The following is a 19,178-nucleotide window of genomic DNA, read 5'->3' as shown; positions in this document are numbered from 1 at the left end:
CCGGACGGTCCGGCGCGGTCGGGACGGGGACCGGAAGGGACGGGAGTGCCTGGAAGCAGCCGGAACGGTCCGGAAGCCTTCGATGACTCTCCGTCGGGAGGGACGGCCCGGACGTGCGGCGGTTTCCCGGGAACCTTCGTGCGGATAACGGGCTCAAACAGGCACCGCACCAATCCATCGTGCAGATAACGGGCTCAAACAGGCACCGCGCCAATCCTTCGTGCAGATAACGGGCTCATTCATGGGCATTCGGCCCGAATAGGCCCCTGATCTGCACAGAGGATTTTGGCAAGGCCCGTTATCTGCACGAAAGATCCGGCACTGCCAACGAGGGTGCAGCTTTGGCGGCTTCCTGCCGCCGCCAGCTCATCCAGTGTGCAGGTATGGCGGCTTCCCGCCGTTCGCAGTCGCCATACCTGCACACAGGTTGGATGGCTGCGCCCAGCATCGCGGCACATCTGCGCACACGTGGCCTGACAGCGCAGGAACGCCGCTAGAGCGTGATGGGCAGCGCCGCCACGGCATCCGGGATGCTCGACGAACCGGTGACAACTTCCAGGACCTGCCGGCTGCCGCGGCCGCTGTTTATCAGCTCGGCCAGGACGGCGGCGACGTCGTGGCGGGGAATGCTGCCCTGCTCCACCGAGGGTGCCAAATCCACCAGTCCCTCAGCGGGATCGTTGGTCAACCGTCCCGGACGCAGGATGGTCCAGTCCAGGTCCCGTGTTTTCAGGTCCTCCTCGGCCGCGAGCTTGGCCGTGAGGTAGGCATACATGACGTCGTCCAGTCCCTCTGGACGGGCACCGTCCCGCACTGCGTCCAGACCCACGGAGGAAATTTGGACGAAGCGGACCACACCGGCCTGTTCGGCTGCTTCCGCGAGGAGCACCGCGGCGCCGCGGTCAACGCTGTCCTTGCGCTCCGCTCCGCTGCCCGGCCCCGCGCCGGCGGCGAACACAGCAGCATCAGCTCCGGTCAGCACCTGGAGGACATCGTCCAGCAGGCTGTTCTCCAAGTCGATCACCACAGGAGCCACGCCGTCGGACTCAAGGTCCGCCGCCTGGTCGGGGTTGCGGATCAGGCCGGCGACGTCATGATCGTGGGCGACGAGCAGCCTGCCCAGTTCGCGGGCAATCTGTCCATGGGCTCCTGCTATTACTATGCGCATCTCTCGAAGGTAGCGCAGCGAACTGCCGGTGTCCCGGGTGCACGCCGCAAATCCGGCTCAGGTCCTGCAGCCAGCCGCGGGCAGGCACCAGCAGTCAACCGCAGGGCACGTCAGCGGCCTGCCCGGCGCAGGGTCTGGCGTGCCTGCTTCAGCAGCGGACCGTCGATCATCTCACCGCGGAAGCTAAAGACACCGCCGTGGTTCGCGGCTTCGGCGATCACGTCGGAAGCATAGGAAACCTCGTCCTCGGACGGCGCATAGGCAGCCCGGACCGCCGCCACCTGGCCGGGATGGATGCAGGCCTTCGCAGCGAATCCGGAAGCCACGGCGTCCCGCGCTTCCACTTCCAGTCCCTGAGTGTCCCCAATGTTGCCGTAGATCGAGTCGATGGCACCCTTGCCGAACGCGCCGGCTGCCAGCAGCACGGCAGCGCGGGCGTGCAGGGCAACACCGCGATACGTGCCGTCCGGACCGCGGCTGGAGTCACCGCCCAGGGAGGCCATCAGGTCCTCGGCACCCCACATCAGCGCGGCAACACAGGAAAGCTGGGCAATCTCCGGAGCCCGAACCACGCCCAGGGCGGTTTCCAGCAGCGCGACGACGGTGAAGTCGGCGAGCGCCTCGCCCATGGCGGAAGCGTCTTCGGATTTGGCCACCATCAAGGTCCGGTACGGGGTTTGCCGCACGGCCTCAAGATCCTTTTCGAAGTCCTCGGTTCCCACGGGATTGACGCGCACCATGGTGGTGGCCGGATCGAGGGTGGAGGCGATGAGGTTCCGGCGGGCGGCTTCCTTGTCTGCGGGTGCGACGGCGTCTTCCAGGTCGAGGATCACCGCATCTGCCCGCTCGGCTGCTTTGGCAAACCGTTCCGGCCGGTCTCCCGGGCAAAAGAGCAGTGCTGGTCCCATGGGGAATGTGGTCACGCCGAGATCTCCTTCAGTTTGGATCGTTGCCTTCAACTTATCCTTCCGCACCCACGCGCCCGTCTGCCTGCAAACGGTGCCGGTGCCGTCCCGTCACTCGGGGTTGCCGGCTGCCTGCGTCCACACCAGGGCGGTCCGGGTACACCGCCCCACGACGTCACCGGACTGGTTCCTGCCCGTGTGCGCCAAGGTGACAATTCCCTGGCCCGGGCGAGAGCCGGAGAGCCGCTTGTCCAGCACTTCCGTTTCCGTGTACAGGGTGTCCCCGTGGAAAAGCGGCATCGGGAAACTGATGTCTCCCAGCCCCAGCTGCGCCACCAGGGTGCCCTGGGTCAGCTGGCCCACGGATTGGCCCACCATGGTGGCCAGCGTGAACATGGAGTTCACGAGCCGCTGCCCAAACGGCTGCTCCGCACTGTAGGCGGCGTCCAGATGCAGCCCCTGGGTGTTCATGGTCAGGGTGGTGAACAGGACGTTGTCCGCCTCCGTGACGGTGCGCCCGGGCCGGTGCCGGTACACCGCCCCGGGTTCGAACTCCTCGAACCAGAGCCCGCGCTGCTCCACGACACGCGGTGCCATGGCCAGCTCTTCGGTGCCGGCGTCCGGTTCCTCATACGTCAAGGCTTACCTCCAGGGGTGCACCAGTGGCGGCGATGACCTCATCCACGCTGACTCCCGGGGCCGTTTCCCGCAGGATCAGTCCCTCCGGGCCCACCTCAATGACGGCAAGGTCAGTGATGATCAGGTTCACGCAGGCTCGTCCAGTCAGGGGCAGGGAGCATTCCGAGACAATCTTCGGATTGCCGCTGCGGTCGGTGTGGTCCATCATCACGATCAGCCGCTTGGCGCCGAACACCAGGTCCATGGCCCCGCCCATCCCCTTGACCATCTTGCCCGGGATCATCCAGTTGGCGAGGTCCCCGTTGGCAGCCACTTCCATGGCGCCCAGCACGGCTACGTCCACGTGCCCGCCGCGCACCATGCCGAAAGACGCCGCGGAATCAAAGAACGATGCACCGGAGTTCACCGTCACGGTTTCCTTCCCGGCGTTGATCAGGTCCGGGTTCAGGTCTTCTTCCAGCGGATAGGGCCCGACGCCGAGCACCCCGTTTTCGGAGTGCAGCACCACTTCCACTCCCTCGGGAATGTAGTTGGGGATGAGCGTGGGCATGCCGATGCCGAGGTTGACGTACTGTCCGTTTTCCAGTTCGCGGGCCACCCGGGCGGCCAGTTCTTCACGGGTCAGGGCCATGTCAGGCCTCCTTCTGGGAAGTTGAGGCGGCTGCGGGGGTCACGGTGCGTTTTTCAATGCGCTTCTCTCCGGGCCCCACCTCCACCACGCGCTGGACAAAGATTCCGGGGACGTGGACGGATGCGGGGTCCAGCTCGCCGGGTTCCACCAGTTCCTCCACTTCGGCAATCGTGATTTGCCCGGCCATGGCGCAGAGCGGGTTGAAGTTCATGGCGGTGGCCGAGAACACGAGGTTTCCGTGCCGGTCCCCCTTCCACGCATGCACCAGGGCGTAATCCGGGGTGAGGGATTCTTCCAGCACAAACGGTGCGTCGCGGAAGGTCCGCACTTCCTTGGGATCCGATGCCTGCAGGACTGTGCCGTCGGCGTCGTACTTTTGCGGCAGCCCGCCCTCGCTGACCTGTGTGCCCACTCCGGCGCTGGTGTAAAAGGCGGGAATTCCGGCGCCGCCGGCCCTGAGCTTTTCCGCGAGCGTGCCCTGCGGTGTCAGGATGACCTCCAGCTCCCCGGCGAGGAACTGGCGGGCAAATTCCTTGTTTTCACCGACGTAGGAACTCACGGTTCGGCGGATGCGGTGATCGGCAAGCAGCCGGCCCAGCCCCCAGTCGTCGACGCCGCAGTTGTTGCTCACCGTTTCCAGATCGGTGGCTCCCTGATCGTGGAGGGCGTCGATCAGCACCACGGGAATCCCGCACAGCCCAAAGCCGCCCACTGCCAGCGAGGCACCGTCGGGGATGTCGGCTACGGCTTCGGCAGCCGTGGCTATCACCTTGTCAATCATGAATGTGTCCGTTCGTTAATCGTCCTTGACCAACCTGCCATGCACTCCACCGGAGTGTTCCGCCTATCCTAGAGCCCCAGTTCGCGGGCAATGAGCATCAGCTGAACCTCGGTGGTGCCCTCGCCGACTTCGAGGATCTTGGAATCGCGGTAGTGCCGGGCCACGCGGTACTCGTTGATGAACCCGTAGCCGCCAAAGATCTGGGTGGCGTCGCGGGCGTTGTCCATGGCAGCTTCACCGGCCACCAGCTTGGCCATGGCGGCCTGGGTCTTGAACGGCTTGCCGGCCAACATCCGCGCCGCTGCGTCGTAGTAGGCCAGGCGGGCGGTGTGGGCGCGGGTCTGCATGCGGGCGATCTTGAAGGAGATGGCCTGGTTGGTGCCGATGGCTGCGCCGAATTGTTCCCGCTCCTTGGCGTAGCGCAGCGCCTCCTCCACGCAGCCCTGTGCCGCGCCCGTGGCCAATGCGGCGATGGCTATGCGCCCTTCATCGAGGATCTGCAGGAAGTTTGCATACCCGCGCCCCTCGGCGCCAAGCAGGTTTGCTTCCGGGACGCGCACATTGTCCAGCGTGAGCGGATGGGTGTCCGAAGCGTTCCAGCCCACCTTGTTGTAGGCCTTTTCCGCTGTGAACCCCGGAGTGTCAGTGGGGACCAGGATGGTGGAGATCTGCTTCTTGACCCGGGTGCCGCCCTGCCCGTCCGGGACTTCGGAGGTGCCGGTGACGGCGGTGACGGTGACCAGGCGCGTGATGTCGGTGCCGGAGTTGGTGATGAACTGCTTGGTTCCATCAATCACCCACTGTCCGTTGTCCCGGTAGGCCTTGGTGCGGGTGCCGCCGGCGTCCGATCCGGCCTCGGACTCGGTCAGTCCGAAACCTGCGAGCGCCTCCCCTGAGGCCAGCATGGGCAGCCACTGCTGTTTCTGCTCCTCGGTGCCAAACCGGTAGACGGGCATGGCGCCCAGGGACACGCCGGCTTCGAGGGTGATGGCCACTGACTGGTCCACCCGGGCCAGCTGCTCCAGGGCCAGGGCGAGGGCAAAGTAGTCGCCGCCCATGCCGCCGAACTCTTCCGGGAAGGGCAGGCCGAACAGGCCCATCTCACCCATCTGGGCCACTACCTTGTACGGGAAGCTGTGCTCTTCGTCGTGCTGGGCGGAGACGGGTGCCACCACGGTGTCCGCGAAGTCGCGGACCATGTCCACCAGGTCCTGGTAGTCCTCGCTCAGTTCAAAATCCGGCATGTCCTGCTCCTTCACGCGGTTCGGGTGTTCCGGCGGCGGAAGCTGCGGCCGGGGATGCTAAGGGTTCTTCAGGTTCTCCGGGTTCTTCGGGTCCAACAGGTTCGGGATCGGCCGTCACCACGGCGAGCACCTGGTCGGCCTTCACCAGGTCGCCGGGGCGCAGGTTCAGGGACACGGTGCCGTCGGCCGGAGCAACAAGCTGGTGTTCCATCTTCATGGCCTCAACGCTGAGCAGCGGCTGCCCGGCGGTGACCCGGTCGCCGTCGGCCACTGCCACGGCCACCACGGTTCCGGGCATCGGCGAGCGCAGCACAGGATCGGCGGCGCCCTCCGCCCGTCCGGCGGCCGCCCGGTCCGCGGCCAGCAGTTCAGCCCGGGTCCTGCGCCGCAGGGGCGCGGCATAGCCGGCGTCGCCGGTCCACAGGGTGGTCCCCGCGCTGCCGTCGCCGGGAAGCGAGGCCAGCATCAACGGATGTACGACGCCGTTCAGCGTCACCAAGGCACGGTGCCCGTCCCGGCTCAGCGAGGTCCGCCGCTCCGGTCCGCCGTTGACGGTGACGATTGCATCGGCACCGGCACCGGAGGGATTGCCGCGGACGGTCACGACGTCGTCGGGATGCCGGGGATCCGCCGCGGCGAACACCAGGGTCAGCGGGGCGTGGGCGCCCACCCGCCAGCCGTCGGCGCGGCGCCACGGCGCGGGGGTCGGTGAGGGCGCCGGTGACGAGGCCGGAGAGGGGGTCGGAGCCGCGAGTCCCTCCGCCGTCGCCAGCGCTGCGGCTGCCAGTTCCGCCTCGCCGGGGCGGCGGAAGGCCAGGTCCGGCAGCTTGCGCTCGATCAAAGTGGTGTCCAGGCGTCCGGCCCGCACATCCCGGTCATTGATCAGCAGGCGCAGGTATTCAATGTTGGTGCCGATGCCAAGGATGACCGTCTGCGCCAGCGCCGCGTCCAGCCGGCGCAGCGCGGTGTCCCGGTCCGGGCCCCAGGCGATAATCTTCGCCAGCATCGGGTCATAGCTCGAAGATACCGTCAGACCGGGAAGCAGGGAGGAGTCCACCCGGATTCCCTCCCCCGAAGGCTCCTGCAGGATGTGCACCTGACCGGAGGTGGGCAGGAAGTCCCGGGCCGGGTTTTCCGCGTAAACGCGGGCCTCAACGGCGTGTCCGTGCAGGCGGACATCGCCCTGGTCCAGGTCCAGCTTTTCTCCGGCGGCAATGCGCACCTGCCATTCCACCAGGTCCAGTCCGGTGACCATTTCCGTGACCGGATGCTCCACCTGCAGCCGCGTGTTCATCTCCATGAAGAAGAACTCACCCGGTGACGCATCGGAGACCAGGAATTCCACTGTGCCGGCGCCGGTGTAGTCCACGGACCGGGCGGCGTCACAGGCCGCTTCGCCGATCCGGGCACGCGTCGCCTCGTCCAGCAGGACCGACGGTGCTTCCTCAATGACTTTCTGGTGCCGTCGCTGCAGCGAGCACTCCCGCTCCCCCAAGTGAATGACGTTGCCATGCGTGTCCGCCAGGATCTGCACTTCGATGTGCCGGGGCACCGCGATGAGCCGTTCCAGGAAGAGGGTGTCATCGCCAAAGGCCGAAGCGGCCACCCGGCGTGCGGTGGGCAGTACATCCGGGAGCTGCTCCGTCCGCTCCACCACGTGCATGCCCTTGCCGCCTCCCCCGGCGGAAGGCTTGATCAGCAGCGGAAACCCCACCCCGGCCGCGGCGGCGATGAGCTGCTCATCGGTCAGTCCGGGCTCGGCGATGCCGGGAACCACGGGAACCCCGTGGGAGGAGACATGGTTCTTGGACCGGATCTTGTCCCCCATCAGTTCCAGGGCCTTCACTCCGGGACCGATGAACACGATTCCGGCCGTGTCCAGCGCGCGCGCGAAATCGAGGGACTCGCTGAGGAAGCCGTAACCCGGGTGGACTGCCTGCGCGCCCGTTGCCCGGCATGCGGTCAGGACGGCCTCCACGTTGAGGTAGCTTTCCCGGGGTGCGGCCGGACCCAGCCGCACCGCGATGTCGGCTTCACGCACGTGCCGGGCGCCGGCGTCGTCGTCGCTGTACACCGCAGCGGAACGGATGCCCATCCGCCGCAGGGTGGCGATGATGCGGCAGGCGATTTCGCCGCGATTGGCTACCAGGACGGTGTCGAAGAGCTTTTCGGTCATTTCTGCCTCACATCCGGAACAGGCCGAAGGAGGTCTCCGGCAGCGGGGCGTTGGCGCACACGTCCAGGGCCAGGCCCAGGACGGTGCGGGTGTCCGCCGGGTCGATGACGCCGTCATCCCACAGCCGGGCTGTGGAGTAGTACGGGCTGCCCTGGGTTTCGTAGGTGTCGCGGATGGGTGCCTTGAATGCTTCTTCGTCCTCCACGGCCCATTCCTCGCCGCGGGCTTCCAGCTGGTCACGCTTGACGGTGGCCAGGACGGAGGAGGCCTGGGCGCCGCCCATCACCGAGATCCGGGCCGCGGGCCACATCCACAAAAAGCGCGGCGAGTACGCGCGCCCGCACATGGAGTAGTTGCCGGCACCGAAGGAGCCGCCCACAATCACGGTGAGCTTGGGAACCCGGCAGGTGGCCACGGCGGTGACCATTTTGGCGCCGTTTTTGGCGATGCCGCCGGCCTCGTAATCGCGGCCCACCATGAATCCGGAGATGTTCTGCAGGAAGATCAGCGGAATGCCGCGCTGATCGCACAGCTCGATGAAGTGCGCGCCCTTGAGTGCGGATTCGGAGAACAGGACGCCGTTGTTGGCCACGATGCCCACGCGGTGCCCGTGCAGCCGGGCGAAGCCGGTGACCAGGGTGGCGCCGTATTCCTTCTTGAATTCGGAGAACTCGCTGCCGTCCACCAGGCGGGCGATCAGTTCGCGCACGTCGTAGGGGGTCTGCAGGTCCGCGGGCACCGTTCCGTAGATTTCCTCTTCGGAGTACGACGGCGGCCGGGTCGGCAGGATCTCCCAGGCCGGGGCGTGCTCGGGCAGGGTTTCCACGATGGTGCGCACGATTTCCAGCGCGTGGGCGTCATTGTCCGCCAGATGGTCGGTGACTCCGCTGACGCGCGAGTGCAGGTCTCCTCCGCCGAGCTCTTCCGCGGTGACCACTTCGCCGATGGCGGCCTTCACCAGCGGTGGACCGCCCAGGAAGATGGTGCCCTGGTTGCGGACAATGACCGTTTCATCGCTCATGGCCGGGACGTAGGCCCCGCCCGCCGTGCAGGAACCCAGCACCGCGGAAATCTGCGGAATCTTGCGGGCGGACATCTGCGCTTGGTTGTAGAAGATGCGGCCGAAATGCTCCCGGTCCGGGAAAACGTCGTCCTGCTTGGGCAGGAAGGCGCCGCCGGAATCCACCAGGTAGATGCACGGCAGACGGTTCTCCAGCGCAATTTCCTGTGCCCGCAGGTGTTTTTTGACCGTCATTGGATAGTAGGTGCCGCCTTTGACGGTGGCGTCGTTGGACAACACCATCACATGCCGGCCCTGCACCAGGCCGATCCCGGCGATCAGTCCCGCCCCGGGGCACTCGCCGTCGTACATGCCGTCCGCCGCCAGCGGCGAAATCTCAAGGAACGGGCTGCCTTCATCCAGCAGCCGGTCCACGCGTTCGCGGGGCAGCAGCTTTCCCCGGGCGGCATGGCGGTCCCGGGACCGTTCGGGACCGCCAAGGGCGGCCTGCGCCAGGCGCTTGCGCAGGTCCTGGGCAAGCTCAGCCTGTGCGACGGCGTTGCGGGCGTACTCGGGTGCTGCGGGATCGAGCCGGGTTGCAAGGGTCTCCATTGACGTCTCTCTGCTCAGCGCGGGCGGCGGTTCCCCGCATATGCCGGAAGCACCGGCGCCAGTTAATGACTGCTAACTCAAGTCAGGTTATTGGTTATTAACTCACCTGTCCACCACAATGGAGGTTGCTTGTGAATCGAATCTGCCGGAAAGGTTGGCATGGACGCAGCCAAAGAAGAAGCATCCCCCGCAGCGCCTTCGAAACAAGGAACCCCCATACCGGCCGCCCGAGCCACCGGACGAAGTCTGGCCAAGGCATCCCGCCGGGCAGCGATGCTGGACGCCGCCGCCTCGCTTTTCGCCGAACGCGGTTACAACGGCGTCTCCATTGAAGAACTCGGCGCCGCCGCAGGCGTCAGCGGCCCGGCCGTCTACCGGCATTTCAGCGGCAAGCCCGCTGTCCTGTCGGCGCTCCTGGTCGGTGTCAGCGAGGACCTGCTGGAGGGCGGAAAGGCCGTGATGGCCGAGTCCGCCACGGCCGAGGCGGCCCTGCGCGGACTGGTGGAATTCCAGGTGGACTTCGCCCTGCGCCAGGCCAACGTGATCCGGGTCCAGGACCGGGACCTCAACAGCCTGCCCGCCGAGGACGAACGCACTGTCCGGTCCCTCCAGCGCCAGTACGTGGAGGTGTGGGTTGACGCCCTGTCTGCCCTGCATCCCGATTGCGGCCTCCCGCTGCTGCGGCACCGCGCCCAGGCCGTCTTCGGACTCATCAACTCCACCTCGCATACGCTGTTCGGCAAAATGAGGCCCCGGGAGACGGCACGGCTGCGGTCGCTGCTGGAAACAATGGCCTGGGCGGCCCTGAATGCCTAGTACCCTGAACCAAACCCCTCGAGCAGAAAGACCTGCTGTGATTGAGCTTCGTGCCGTAGTTCCCGCCGACCTGGATGAATTCTTTACCCATCAGCTGGATCCAAGCGCCAACCATATGACGGCGTTTGCCGCCAAGAATCCTTCCGACCGCGGTGTGTTTGACCACCACTGGCAGACCATCCTGAACGACCCCAGCGTGACGGTCCGCACCATTGTGGCCGACGGCGACGTGGTCGGCGGCATCATGGCCTACCGTGACGGCGGCATCCCGGAGATCAGTTACTGGATTGACACCAATCACTGGGGCCAGGGCATCACGACCAATGCCGTCGGGCAGTTCCTGGCGGAATTCTCGGAGCGGCCCATCCGGGCACGGGCCGTGGCGGACAACGCAGGCTCCATCGCCATCCTGGAGAAGTACGGCTTCACCGTGGTGGGCGAGACGCAGGGCTTCGCCAACGCACGCGGCGCCGTGGTGCGCGAACTCGAGCTCGAGCTGCGCTAGGGCGCTGCGAGGGCGGTCCGCCGGAGCATCCGGCGGACCGTCCGCCAGCTACATCAGCGCAAGCGCCATTGCCGGTTCCGTCAGCACCGCTCCCACGTCGCTCAGGAAGCGGGCGCCCTGTTCGCCGTCGACCAGCCGGTGGTCGAAGGAGAGGCTGAGGGTCATCACCTGGCGCACCGCGAGTGCACCTTCATGCACCCAGGGCTGCTCCCGGACCGCGCCGAGCGCCAGGATGCCCGCTTCGCCCGGGTTGAGGATGGGTGTTCCGGCGTCGATGCCGAAGACCCCCACGTTGGAAATGGAGAACGTTCCCCCGCCAAGGTCCGCCGGCGTGGTCTTGCCCGCCCTGGCGGTCTGCGCCAGCGTTCCCAAAGCGGCAGCAAGCTCACGCAGACCGAGCGACTGGGCATCCTTAACGTTCGGAACCATCAACCCGCGCGGAGTGGCCGCCGCGATGCCCAGGTTCACATAGCGGTACTGCACAATCTCCCGGGCTGCTTCGTCCCAGCGCGAGTTCAGTGACGGATGCCGCGAAAGCGCCAGGCACACCGCCTTGGCCGCCAGCGTCAGCGGCGTGAGTTTCACGCCGTCGAACGCCGTCTGCCCGCGAAGCCGCGCCAGCAGCTCCATGGACGCGGTGACGTCAACGGTCAGGAAGACGGTCACATGCGGTGCGGTAAAGGCACTGGCGACCATCGCCGCCGCGGTGTGTTTGCGCATCCCGGCAATGGGAATCCGTTCCTCGCGGGCACGGGAAGTTCCAGCGACGGACAGCGGCAGGGCATCGGACGACGGCGGCAGCGGGTCCGCGCCAAAGTCCGGCACCGGCGCCGCAACATCACCCAGCACATCGGCCACATCAGCGTTTTGCTCCGCTGCACGGGTGACATCGGTGCGGACGATCAGCCCGTTGGGCCCCGTTCCATCAATGTCCGTCAGATCGACACCCAAGTCCCGTGCCAGCTTGCGCACCGGCGGAGTGGACCGCGGGCGTTCAGCTGCCGGCGCCGAGGAATCATCTGCCACGATGGCCGATCCCGCTGGAACGGCGGGCGGCGGAGCAGCGGGCGGTGAAGCGATTGGCGTTGAGGCAACCTGCGCCGGTGCCGGTGCTTCGGTCAGCCAGCGCCGGCGGGCCGGCCTGCCGGTCCGCTCCGGCACGGCACCGTATCCCACGAGGTTTGGCGTGCGTTTCTGTGGTTCTGCCGGGGCGAACGCGGCCGGCGCAATGCCTTCGGCGGTTGCGCTGCCCGCAGGTGCTTTGCTGCTGGAATCGGTTCCGCTGCTCGGATCGGTTCCGCCGCCCACGTCGAACGACACAATGGGGGCGCCGACTTCCACCACGGTGCCGGCCTGTTCATGCAGCTGCGCGACCGTTCCGGCATAGGGCGAGGGCAGTTCCACCACGGCTTTGGCCGTCTCGACGTCGGCAATGACCTGGTTCAACGTCACCTTGTCGCCCACAGCCACATACCAGGTGACAATTTCAGACTCGGTGAGGCCTTCGCCCAGATCCGGCAGCAGGAATTCCTTGATCACAGGCCGGCTCCTTCAAGAGCGGCGGCTCCGGCAGTGCCGAGCGGGCTCAGGGAGTTGGGGCGGCGCATGGCGCGGTCCACACCGTCCAGGATCCTGTCGAGGTCCGGCAAATGGTGGTGTTCCAGCTTGGAAGACGGATACGGAACGTCGAATCCGGTGACCCGCACGGGAGCGTGCTCGAGATAGTCGAAGCAGCGCTCGGTAATACTGGCGGAGATCTCGGCGCCCACGCCGCCGGACTGGCCGGCCTCGTGGGTGATGACGAGCCGCCCGGTTTTGCGCACCGACGCCTCCACGGTGGCGAAGTCCACCGGAGACAGTGACCTCAGGTCGATGACCTCCACGGAGACGCCCTCGTCGGAGGCGGCCACGGCGGCGTCGACAGCGGTCATGACCAGCGGCCCGTAGGTCACCAGGGTGACGTCGGTCCCCTCGGTGACAACGCGCGCGGCGCCCATCGGCAGTGCGCCGTCGAGCGTTTCATTGACCTCGCCCTTGACGTGATAGCGGCGCTTGGGCTCGAAGTACAGCACCGGATCGTTGGACGCGATGGCCTGCTGAATCATGGTGTAGGCATCCTGGGGGTTGGACACGCTGACAACGCGCAGCCCTGAGGTGTGCGTGAAGTAGGCTTCCGGGGATTCCGAGTGGTGTTCGGGCGAACCGATGCCGCCGCCGAACGGGACCCGGATGGTCAGCGGCATGTTGACCGTTCCGCGGCTGCGGTAATGCATCTTGGCAACCTGGCAGACAATCTGGTCAAAGGCCGGATAGATGAATCCGTCGAACTGGATTTCGACCACCGGGCGGTAGCCGCGGAACGCCAGCCCGACGGCGGTGCCCATGATCCCGGATTCCGCCAGCGGGGTGTCGATCACGCGCTGCCCGCCGAAGTCCTTCTTGAGTCCGTCGGTGATGCGGAAGACACCGCCGAGGGTGCCGATGTCCTCGCCCATCAGGACTACCTTGGGATCGGCCTCCATGGCGGCGCGCAGGCCGGCGTTGATGGCCCGGCCAAAAGTCATGGTGCTCATGCGGACTCTCCGTTCACTCCGGCATTGTCCGCCGGGTGGGTGCCGCCGTCGCCCTCTGCGCCATAAAGGGCAAGGTAGCGCTCATAGTCCGCCTGCTGGTTTTCCAGCCAGGAGTTGGGCTCGGCGTAAACGTGGGCAAAGATGTCCAGGGCCGGCGGCGCGGGCATGTTGATGCAGGAGCTGCGCAGCTCGGCGGCAACGGCATCCGCTGAGGCGGCCACCGAGGCCGCGAACTCCTCGGTGAAATGGCCTTCGGCGCGCAGGAGTGCTTCCACGCGGCTGATCGGATCCTTGGCCCGCCACTCCTCCAGTTCCGCGGCGTCGCGGTACCGGGTGGGATCATCCGCTGTGGTGTGCGGGCCCATCCGGTAGGTGACGGCCTCGATGAAGCTGGGGCCTCCCCCGCTGCGCGCCCGTTCCAGGGCTTCGCGGGTCACTGCCATCACCGCAAGCACGTCGTTGCCGTCCACCCGGACGGAGGGAATGCCGAATCCGGGGGCACGGTTGGCGATCGGAACCTGTGCCTGCAGGCCCACCGGCTCGGAGATGGCCCACTGGTTGTTGGAGCAGAAGAAGACAACGGGCGTGTGGAAGCTGGCCGCGAAGACCATTGCCTCATTCACGTCTCCCTGGCTGGTGGCGCCGTCGCCGAAGTAGGTGATGACGGCGTCGTCCGTGCCGTCGGCGACCACGCCCATGCCGTAACCGGCGGCATGCAGTGCCTGGGCGCCAATGATCACCTGGGTGGGTGCCATGTTGACGGTGAAGGGATCCCAGCCGGCGGCGGCATTGCCGCGCCACACCCGCATCAGGGATTCCGGATCCACGCCGCGGCACCAGGCGACGCCGTTTTCCCGGTAGCTGCCGAAGACAAAGTCACTGGGACGCAGGGTGCGGGCGGAACCGATTTGGGCGGCTTCCTGGCCCAGCAGCGGGGGCCAGAGCCCCAGCTGGCCCTGGCGCTGGAGTGCGGTGGCCTCTGTATCGATCCGGCGGATGATGACCATGTCCTCGTAGAGGCTGCGCAGCTGGTCGGCGTCAACATCGGAGACCCAGTGGTCATAGGAGGAGGGTGCCCGGGAGCCGTCGGGGCGGACCAGCTGGACGTAGGGGCCGGACGCGCTGGCGCCGGCATCCTGAGGGGGTCGAACAGGAGTATGCAGAGACACGTCGGTACGCATCCTTCCGTGTTGGGCCCCAGGGGTGGCGGGACCGAACCGATGCCCGGGCGACGTTGCCCGGATAAGTGTGACACTACTCACACTCAGCAGGTGGCACAACCATCAACACCATCGCTGAGCACTATGCCCTACGACCCGCCTCAACGCCGTGCTAATCTTTCGCACTATGCGCCTGCTGGACAGTACCGACACCCGACTGCTTCTGGCGATGGCAAAGGACCCCCGGCGGACAGTGGTCGCGCTGGCCAGTGCCCTCGGCATCTCCCGCAACACCGTCCAGGCCCGGCTGACACAACTGGAAAAGAAGTCGGTGTTCCTGTCCTTTGAGCGCAGAATCAGCCCGGCCGCCCTGGGCTATCCGCTGATGGCTTTTGTTCATGTGCACGTGCAGCAGCAGCGGCTGGCGGAGATTACCGAGGCGCTGGCCGGCATCCCCGAGGTGGTGGAGGCGCACGGACTGACCGGTGACGCAGACATCCTGCTGCGCGTGGTGGCGGAGGACGCCGAGGACCTGTTCCGCGTCAACAAGGCAATCCTTGCGGTGTCCGGCGTCGAACGCTGTGACACCAACCTGGCCATGGGCGAGCTCATTCCCTTCCGCGTCTCGCCGCTGCTGGAGCGCGGCGAGGCCGGCGCCTGAACGGCGTCTGAACCCAGCTGACCCGCACCGCCGGGTTAACCCAAAACACCCGGATTCCGTACCGAAGTACGGAACCCGGGTGTCCCCCCAGCATTTGAGGTCGGGCGGGGCTAGTGGTCCACTGCCTTTTCCGCGCCGACGCCGGTCAGAGACCGGACTTCCATTTCCGCCTGCTTCTGAGGAGACTCGTCGTCCTTGCCCACAACGGTTCCCAGCCAGCCAAGGAAGAAGGCCAGCGGGATGGACACCAGTCCCGGGTTGTTCAGCGGGAAGATCGAGATGTCGATGCCCGAAACCATGGACGTCTCGGACCCGGAGAAGACCGGCGAGAGAAGGATCAGCAGGATGGCGGATCCCAGGCCGCCGTACATGCTCCAGATGGCGCCCTGGGTGTTGAAGCGCCGCCAGTAGAGCGAGTACAGGATGGTGGGCAGGTTGGCGCTGGCCGCTACCGCGAAGGCCAGGGCCACCAGGAAGGCAACGTTCTGCCCCTGCGCACCAATGCCGCCGAGGATGGACACCACTCCGATGACGATTACCGTCCGGCGGGCCACCTTGACCTCGCCGTCGGCATCCACCTTGCCCTTGCGGATGACGTTCGCGTAAATGTCATGGGCGAAGGAAGCGGCCGCCGTGATGGTCAGGCCCGCCACCACGGCCAGGATAGTCGCGAAGGCCACTGCAGCGATCAATCCCAGCAGCACCGGTCCGCCGAGGGCGAAGGCCAGCAGCGGAGCCGCAGAGTTCACGCCGCCGGGAGCGGAGGTGATGGTCTCGGCCGGGATCAGCGCAGCGGCACCGTAGCCCAGGATCAGGGTGAACAGGTAGAAGATGCCGATCAGCCAGATGGCCCAAACCACGGAGCGGCGGGCTTCCTTGGCCGTGGGCACCGTGTAGAAACGCATCAGCACGTGCGGCAGGGCTGCGGTGCCAAGTACCAGGGCCATGCCCAGGGACACGAAGTCCAGGCGGGTGGTGCCGGTCTTGCCGTACTGGAGGCCCGGGTTCAGGAGCTCCGGGTTTCCGGACATTTCCACGGCGGAGCCCAGCAGTTCGGACAGGTTGAAACCGTTAAGCGCCAGGACCCAGATGGTCATGATGCCCGCACCGGCAATGAGCAGGCAGGCCTTGATGATCTGCACCCAGGTGGTGCCCTTCATGCCGCCGATCAGTACATAGATGATCATCAGTCCGCCGACGACGGTGATGACCAGGGACTGGCCGATCTTGGAGTCGATGCCCATCAGCAGGGAGACAAGCCCGCCGGCGCCGGCCATCTGGGCCAGCAGGTAGAAGAAGCAGACAGCCAGGGTGGTGATCGCGGCCGCGATCCGGACCGGGCGCTGCTTCAGGCGGAAGGACAGCACATCAGCCATGGTGAACTTGCCCGTATTGCGGAGCATTTCAGCCACCAGGAGCAGTGCCACCAGCCAGGCCACCAGGAATCCGATGGAGTAGAGGAAGCCGTCATAGCCGTTGATGGCGATGGCTCCCACGATGCCCAGGAAGGACGCCGCTGAGAGATAGTCCCCGGCAATGGCCGTGCCGTTCTGCGGTCCGGTGAAGGACCGGCCGGCGGCGTAGTAATCCGCCGCGGTCTTGTTGTTGCGGCTGGCCCGAAGCACGACGACGAGCGTCACGGCCACGAAAAGGCCGAAGATCAGCATGTTCAGCCAGCCGGTTTCCCGGACAGCCTCGGCGGACACCTCGGCCGCCGTGATGTTCACCGTTCTCATTTGGTCTCCTCCGGACGCGAGACGCCCTTGGCCTCAAGTTTTTCGCGCAGGTCCGCGGCAATGGGATCCATCCGGCGGTTGGCGTAGCTGACGTACCACATGGTGATGCCGAAGGTCGTGACGAACTGCAGCAGTCCCAGGATCAGGCCGATGTTGATGTTGCCCCAGACCTGGGTGGACATGAAGTCGTGGGCGTAGTCAGCCAGCAGCACATAGGCGAAGTACCAGACCAGGAAGATCACGGCCATGGGGAAAATAAAGCTGCGCTGCCGCTTGCGCAGCTCCTGCAGCTCAGGAGATTTTTGAACCTCCGTGAAATCGACCGGCGCCGCATGGGCGCCTGATCCGGTGGATTGCTGTTTTGCCATCGCTCCTCCTTGAGTTGGGCACGTCCCGGCGGCAGCCCCCTCGGGCACCACGCGCCGGACAGCACGCACGTACAAAATGTGATCAGCATCACCCTGCTATGGATGCCCGGCCAGCACCACATTCTTCTCCCCGGCCTCGCTGAACGGTCACTCCCCTGCGGTGAGCGGTGCGGCAGCCTGCGCTGAACGGGGAACCGAATGGCCTGCGGCTAGGCTAAGGGCATGTTCAGCCCAGCCGTCGACATCGCCGTGATCTGCGCCGTCGCGCTGGTGGCCGTGGCCGCCGTCGCCGCGCTGGGCTATCGCCTCAGCCGCTCCCAGCGGGACCTCGGCTCCGACACGGAGCGGGCCGCCTATGCCGCGCTGCACACCGCCACGCTGGCCTCCCGCCATCTGCGTGCCGGACTCACGGCCTCCGGAGCCGGAAAGGCCGGCCGGCATCTGCGCGCCCTGCTGGGCTGCGACACGCTGGTCCTTGCGGACGCGGCCGCCGTCCTTGCCTGGGAGGGCTCGCTTCCGGACGTCCCCGTATCCCGCACCCGGCTGTTGGCGGCGTCCCGGACCGTGCTGGAAAGCGGCCGGACCCGGGTCTTCCGCGGCGCATCGCTGCGCTCCCTGGGGTTTGACGACGATGACGGCGGCCGGCAGCTGCTCGTGTGCCCCCTGCAGGTCAACCGGAAAACCGTGGGCACCCTTGCCGTCTTCGCTCCAGCGGTAAGCGCCGGGCTCGTCCGCGCCGCCAACGACGTTGCCGGATGGGTTGCCGCCCAGATGGAACTGGCTGAACTCGACACCTCGCGCACCCTGCTGATGGAGGCCGAAGTACGGGCACTGCGGGCACAGATCAGCCCGCATTTCATCTACAACTCCCTCAATGCCATCGCCTCCTATATCACCACCGATCCCGTACGGGCGCGGGAGCTGGTGGTGGAATTCGCCGATTTCACCCGCTACACGTTCCGCCGCAGCGGCAACTTCACCACCGTGGCCGAGGAGCTGCAGGCCATCGACCGCTACCTGCTGCTGGAGCGTGCCCGCTTCGGCGACCGGTTGAAGATCAGCCTGCAGATCGGCCAGGAAGTCCTCGGTACGGTCATCCCCTTCCTGTCGCTGCAGCCGCTCGTGGAGAACTCGGTGCGCCACGGCCTGGAAGCCGCCGACGGCGAGGGGCACATCACGATCACGGCCACCGATGCGGGCGCCATGGCGGTGATCACCGTCGAAGACAACGGCGTGGGCATGGATCCCGAATACCTGCAGGCGGTCCTGGCCGGGCACGCCGAGGGCGACCATGTTGGCCTGCGCAACGTGGATGTCAGGCTCCGCCAGGTATACGGCGAGGATCACGGGCTGGTCATCGACACCGCCCCGGGCGCCGGCACCCTGATTACCATGCGAATCCCCAAGTCGCAGCCGGGCCACCGCACCTGAATCTTGTAACCTGATTCACATGTCCGCTCTCGGTAAACCCAGTCCCCGGCAAATTTCAGTGGTCGTTGCCGATGACGAACTGCCGGCCGTCAACGAGCTGGCGTTCCTGCTCGGCAAGGATTCCCGGGTCGGCGAAATACACCGGGCTTCCAGCGGGGCGCAGGCGCTGAACCTGGTTGAAAACCATGCCGTGGACGCAGTGTTCCTGGATATTCACATGCCCGCCCTGTCCGGGTTGGACATCGCCCGGGTGCTCGGCGGCAAGGAACGTCCGCCCGCACTGGTGTTTGTGACGGCGGACGAAGAACAGGCACTGGCAGCCTTCGACCTCGCCGCGGTGGACTACCTGCTCAAGCCCGTGCGCCCCGCTCGCCTGGCCGAGTCGGTGCGGCGGATCTGTGACTTGGCGGCGGAAGCGGCGGCCGGGGACAGCGACGTCGTCACCGTGGTCCAGGGCAGCACCACCCGCATCATCCGCCGCGAAGACATCCGGTATGTGCAGGCGCAGGGCGATTACGCCCGTCTGCACACGGACGCGGCATCCTATTTGATCCGCGTTCCGCTCGCGGAATTGGAAGAGCAGTGGGCCGAGGCGGGCTTTGTGCGAATCCACCGCTCCTACCTGGTGTCCCGCGCCCACATCCGGCAGGTGCGGGTGGCCGGCGGTCGTGCCAGCATTACCGTGGGGTCTGCTGAGCTGCCGGTCAGCCGCCGCCACCTGCCGGGAGTGCGCAGCACACTCGCCTCCAGCCGCGTGCGGCCCCGCGCATGA

18 protein-coding genes are annotated in these 19,178 nt (G+C 66.5%); 5 read left to right on the top strand and 13 right to left on the bottom strand.

Annotated elements, in window-relative coordinates; genetic code table 11:
* Positions 1-493 precede the first annotated feature (493 nt).
* The 8 genes from MUG94_RS05615 to MUG94_RS05580 form a co-directional block, all read right to left on the bottom strand.
* Positions 494-1,168: an SDR family oxidoreductase gene (locus MUG94_RS05615; protein WP_227891239.1), complete on the bottom strand. Its 675-nt coding sequence runs from the start codon at positions 1,166-1,168 to the stop codon at positions 494-496.
* Positions 1,169-1,278: 110 nt separating this feature from the next.
* A complete protein-coding gene (locus MUG94_RS05610) occupies positions 1,279-2,076 on the bottom strand; it encodes an HpcH/HpaI aldolase/citrate lyase family protein (protein WP_227908208.1) in 798 nt (265 codons plus the stop codon).
* A 108-nt stretch (positions 2,077-2,184) separates the two neighbouring features.
* A complete protein-coding gene (locus MUG94_RS05605) occupies positions 2,185-2,670 on the bottom strand; it encodes a MaoC family dehydratase (RefSeq protein ID WP_227908207.1) in 486 nt (161 codons plus the stop codon).
* Between the two features lie 31 nt (positions 2,671-2,701).
* Positions 2,702-3,343, bottom strand: a complete 642-nt coding sequence (locus MUG94_RS05600; RefSeq protein ID WP_227891240.1) for a CoA transferase subunit B — start codon at positions 3,341-3,343, stop codon at positions 2,702-2,704.
* A 1-nt stretch (position 3,344) separates the two neighbouring features.
* Positions 3,345-4,124 carry a CoA transferase subunit A gene (locus MUG94_RS05595; protein ID WP_227891241.1) on the bottom strand — a complete coding sequence of 260 codons (780 nt, stop codon included), beginning with the start codon at positions 4,122-4,124 and terminating at the stop codon, positions 3,345-3,347.
* Between the two features lie 68 nt (positions 4,125-4,192).
* Entirely contained in the window at positions 4,193-5,368 is a 1,176-nt protein-coding gene (locus MUG94_RS05590; protein ID WP_227908146.1) for an acyl-CoA dehydrogenase family protein, read from the bottom strand.
* Positions 5,355-7,544 carry an acetyl/propionyl/methylcrotonyl-CoA carboxylase subunit alpha gene (locus MUG94_RS05585; protein WP_227908145.1) on the bottom strand — a complete coding sequence of 730 codons (2,190 nt, stop codon included), beginning with the start codon at positions 7,542-7,544 and terminating at the stop codon, positions 5,355-5,357. The genes MUG94_RS05590 and MUG94_RS05585 overlap by 14 nt, the downstream gene beginning before the upstream one ends.
* Before the next feature lie 7 nt (positions 7,545-7,551).
* Positions 7,552-9,156 carry a carboxyl transferase domain-containing protein gene (locus MUG94_RS05580; protein WP_227908144.1) on the bottom strand — a complete coding sequence of 535 codons (1,605 nt, stop codon included), beginning with the start codon at positions 9,154-9,156 and terminating at the stop codon, positions 7,552-7,554.
* Positions 9,157-9,315: 159 nt separating this feature from the next.
* Here MUG94_RS05580 and MUG94_RS05575 point away from each other — a divergent pair, with 159 nt between their 5' ends.
* Positions 9,316-9,972: a TetR/AcrR family transcriptional regulator gene (locus MUG94_RS05575; RefSeq protein WP_227908143.1), complete on the top strand. Its 657-nt coding sequence runs from the start codon at positions 9,316-9,318 to the stop codon at positions 9,970-9,972.
* 37 nt (positions 9,973-10,009) lie between these two features.
* The gene (locus MUG94_RS05570) at positions 10,010-10,477 is read left to right on the top strand and encodes a GNAT family N-acetyltransferase (protein ID WP_227908142.1); all 468 of its coding nucleotides are present in this window, start codon (positions 10,010-10,012) and stop codon (positions 10,475-10,477) included.
* Positions 10,478-10,525: 48 nt separating this feature from the next.
* Here the strand turns inward: MUG94_RS05570 and MUG94_RS05565 are convergent, their stop codons facing one another.
* From MUG94_RS05565 to pdhA, 3 genes are read right to left on the bottom strand one after another with little or no spacing between them, the layout of a single operon-like run.
* Positions 10,526-12,016 carry a dihydrolipoamide acetyltransferase family protein gene (locus tag MUG94_RS05565; protein WP_227908141.1) on the bottom strand — a complete coding sequence of 497 codons (1,491 nt, stop codon included), beginning with the start codon at positions 12,014-12,016 and terminating at the stop codon, positions 10,526-10,528.
* The gene (locus MUG94_RS05560; protein WP_227908140.1) at positions 12,013-13,050 is read right to left on the bottom strand and encodes an alpha-ketoacid dehydrogenase subunit beta; all 1,038 of its coding nucleotides are present in this window, start codon (positions 13,048-13,050) and stop codon (positions 12,013-12,015) included. The genes MUG94_RS05565 and MUG94_RS05560 overlap by 4 nt, the downstream gene beginning before the upstream one ends.
* The gene (gene pdhA / locus MUG94_RS05555; RefSeq protein WP_423724379.1) at positions 13,047-14,231 is read right to left on the bottom strand and encodes a pyruvate dehydrogenase (acetyl-transferring) E1 component subunit alpha; all 1,185 of its coding nucleotides are present in this window, start codon (positions 14,229-14,231) and stop codon (positions 13,047-13,049) included. The genes MUG94_RS05560 and pdhA overlap by 4 nt, the downstream gene beginning before the upstream one ends.
* Before the next feature lie 166 nt (positions 14,232-14,397).
* Between pdhA and MUG94_RS05550 the strand changes: the two genes are divergently transcribed.
* Positions 14,398-14,871 (top strand): Lrp/AsnC family transcriptional regulator, encoded by a 474-nt coding sequence (locus MUG94_RS05550; protein ID WP_227891252.1) that lies wholly within the window; start codon positions 14,398-14,400, stop codon positions 14,869-14,871.
* A 110-nt stretch (positions 14,872-14,981) separates the two neighbouring features.
* Here MUG94_RS05550 and MUG94_RS05545 read toward each other — a convergent pair whose 3' ends face one another.
* Together MUG94_RS05545 and MUG94_RS05540 are read right to left on the bottom strand one after the other, a co-directional pair.
* Complete coding sequence (locus tag MUG94_RS05545) at positions 14,982-16,607, bottom strand: solute symporter family protein (RefSeq protein WP_227908139.1); 1,626 nt, start codon at positions 16,605-16,607, stop codon at positions 14,982-14,984.
* The gene (locus MUG94_RS05540; protein WP_227891256.1) at positions 16,604-16,975 is read right to left on the bottom strand and encodes a DUF485 domain-containing protein; all 372 of its coding nucleotides are present in this window, start codon (positions 16,973-16,975) and stop codon (positions 16,604-16,606) included. Before MUG94_RS05540 ends, MUG94_RS05545 begins: the two co-directional genes overlap by 4 nt.
* Before the next feature lie 222 nt (positions 16,976-17,197).
* Here MUG94_RS05540 and MUG94_RS05535 point away from each other — a divergent pair, with 222 nt between their 5' ends.
* Together MUG94_RS05535 and MUG94_RS05530 are read left to right on the top strand one after the other, a co-directional pair.
* Positions 17,198-18,406, top strand: coding sequence for a sensor histidine kinase (locus MUG94_RS05535; RefSeq protein ID WP_227908138.1), 1,209 nt, complete (start codon positions 17,198-17,200; stop codon positions 18,404-18,406).
* A gap of 19 nt (positions 18,407-18,425) precedes the next feature.
* Positions 18,426-19,178: a LytR/AlgR family response regulator transcription factor gene (locus MUG94_RS05530; protein WP_227908137.1), complete on the top strand. Its 753-nt coding sequence runs from the start codon at positions 18,426-18,428 to the stop codon at positions 19,176-19,178.

The sequence above is a fragment of the Arthrobacter gengyunqii genome (assembly GCF_023022985.1).
In the GTDB taxonomy this organism is placed as follows: domain Bacteria; phylum Actinomycetota; class Actinomycetes; order Actinomycetales; family Micrococcaceae; genus Arthrobacter_B; species Arthrobacter_B gengyunqii.
The sequence above is the reverse complement of the archived record's forward strand: the minus strand, read 5'-3'. Positions and strand labels throughout refer to the sequence as shown.

What these genes read in the sequence shown, in the direction of transcription:
- MUG94_RS05610 (WP_227908208.1), bottom strand. Translation starts at nt 2,076, where the DNA reads ATGGGACCAGCACTGCTCTTTTGCCCGGGAGACCGGCCGGAACGGTTT.
- MUG94_RS05590 (WP_227908146.1), bottom strand. Translation starts at nt 5,368, where the DNA reads ATGCCGGATTTTGAACTGAGCGAGGACTACCAGGACCTGGTGGACATG.
- pdhA (WP_423724379.1), bottom strand. Translation starts at nt 14,231, where the DNA reads ATGCGTACCGACGTGTCTCTGCATACTCCTGTTCGACCCCCTCAGGAT.
- MUG94_RS05530 (WP_227908137.1), top strand. Translation starts at nt 18,426, where the DNA reads ATGTCCGCTCTCGGTAAACCCAGTCCCCGGCAAATTTCAGTGGTCGTT.
- MUG94_RS05585 (WP_227908145.1), bottom strand. Translation starts at nt 7,544, where the DNA reads ATGACCGAAAAGCTCTTCGACACCGTCCTGGTAGCCAATCGCGGCGAA.
- MUG94_RS05580 (WP_227908144.1), bottom strand. Translation starts at nt 9,156, where the DNA reads ATGGAGACCCTTGCAACCCGGCTCGATCCCGCAGCACCCGAGTACGCC.
- MUG94_RS05560 (WP_227908140.1), bottom strand. Translation starts at nt 13,050, where the DNA reads ATGAGCACCATGACTTTTGGCCGGGCCATCAACGCCGGCCTGCGCGCC.
- MUG94_RS05545 (WP_227908139.1), bottom strand. Translation starts at nt 16,607, where the DNA reads ATGAGAACGGTGAACATCACGGCGGCCGAGGTGTCCGCCGAGGCTGTC.
- MUG94_RS05535 (WP_227908138.1), top strand. Translation starts at nt 17,198, where the DNA reads ATGTTCAGCCCAGCCGTCGACATCGCCGTGATCTGCGCCGTCGCGCTG.
- MUG94_RS05595 (WP_227891241.1), bottom strand. Translation starts at nt 4,124, where the DNA reads ATGATTGACAAGGTGATAGCCACGGCTGCCGAAGCCGTAGCCGACATC.
- MUG94_RS05575 (WP_227908143.1), top strand. Translation starts at nt 9,316, where the DNA reads ATGGACGCAGCCAAAGAAGAAGCATCCCCCGCAGCGCCTTCGAAACAA.
- MUG94_RS05615 (WP_227891239.1), bottom strand. Translation starts at nt 1,168, where the DNA reads ATGCGCATAGTAATAGCAGGAGCCCATGGACAGATTGCCCGCGAACTG.
- MUG94_RS05540 (WP_227891256.1), bottom strand. Translation starts at nt 16,975, where the DNA reads ATGGCAAAACAGCAATCCACCGGATCAGGCGCCCATGCGGCGCCGGTC.
- MUG94_RS05600 (WP_227891240.1), bottom strand. Translation starts at nt 3,343, where the DNA reads ATGGCCCTGACCCGTGAAGAACTGGCCGCCCGGGTGGCCCGCGAACTG.
- MUG94_RS05605 (WP_227908207.1), bottom strand. Translation starts at nt 2,670, where the DNA reads ATGGCACCGCGTGTCGTGGAGCAGCGCGGGCTCTGGTTCGAGGAGTTC.
- MUG94_RS05550 (WP_227891252.1), top strand. Translation starts at nt 14,398, where the DNA reads ATGCGCCTGCTGGACAGTACCGACACCCGACTGCTTCTGGCGATGGCA.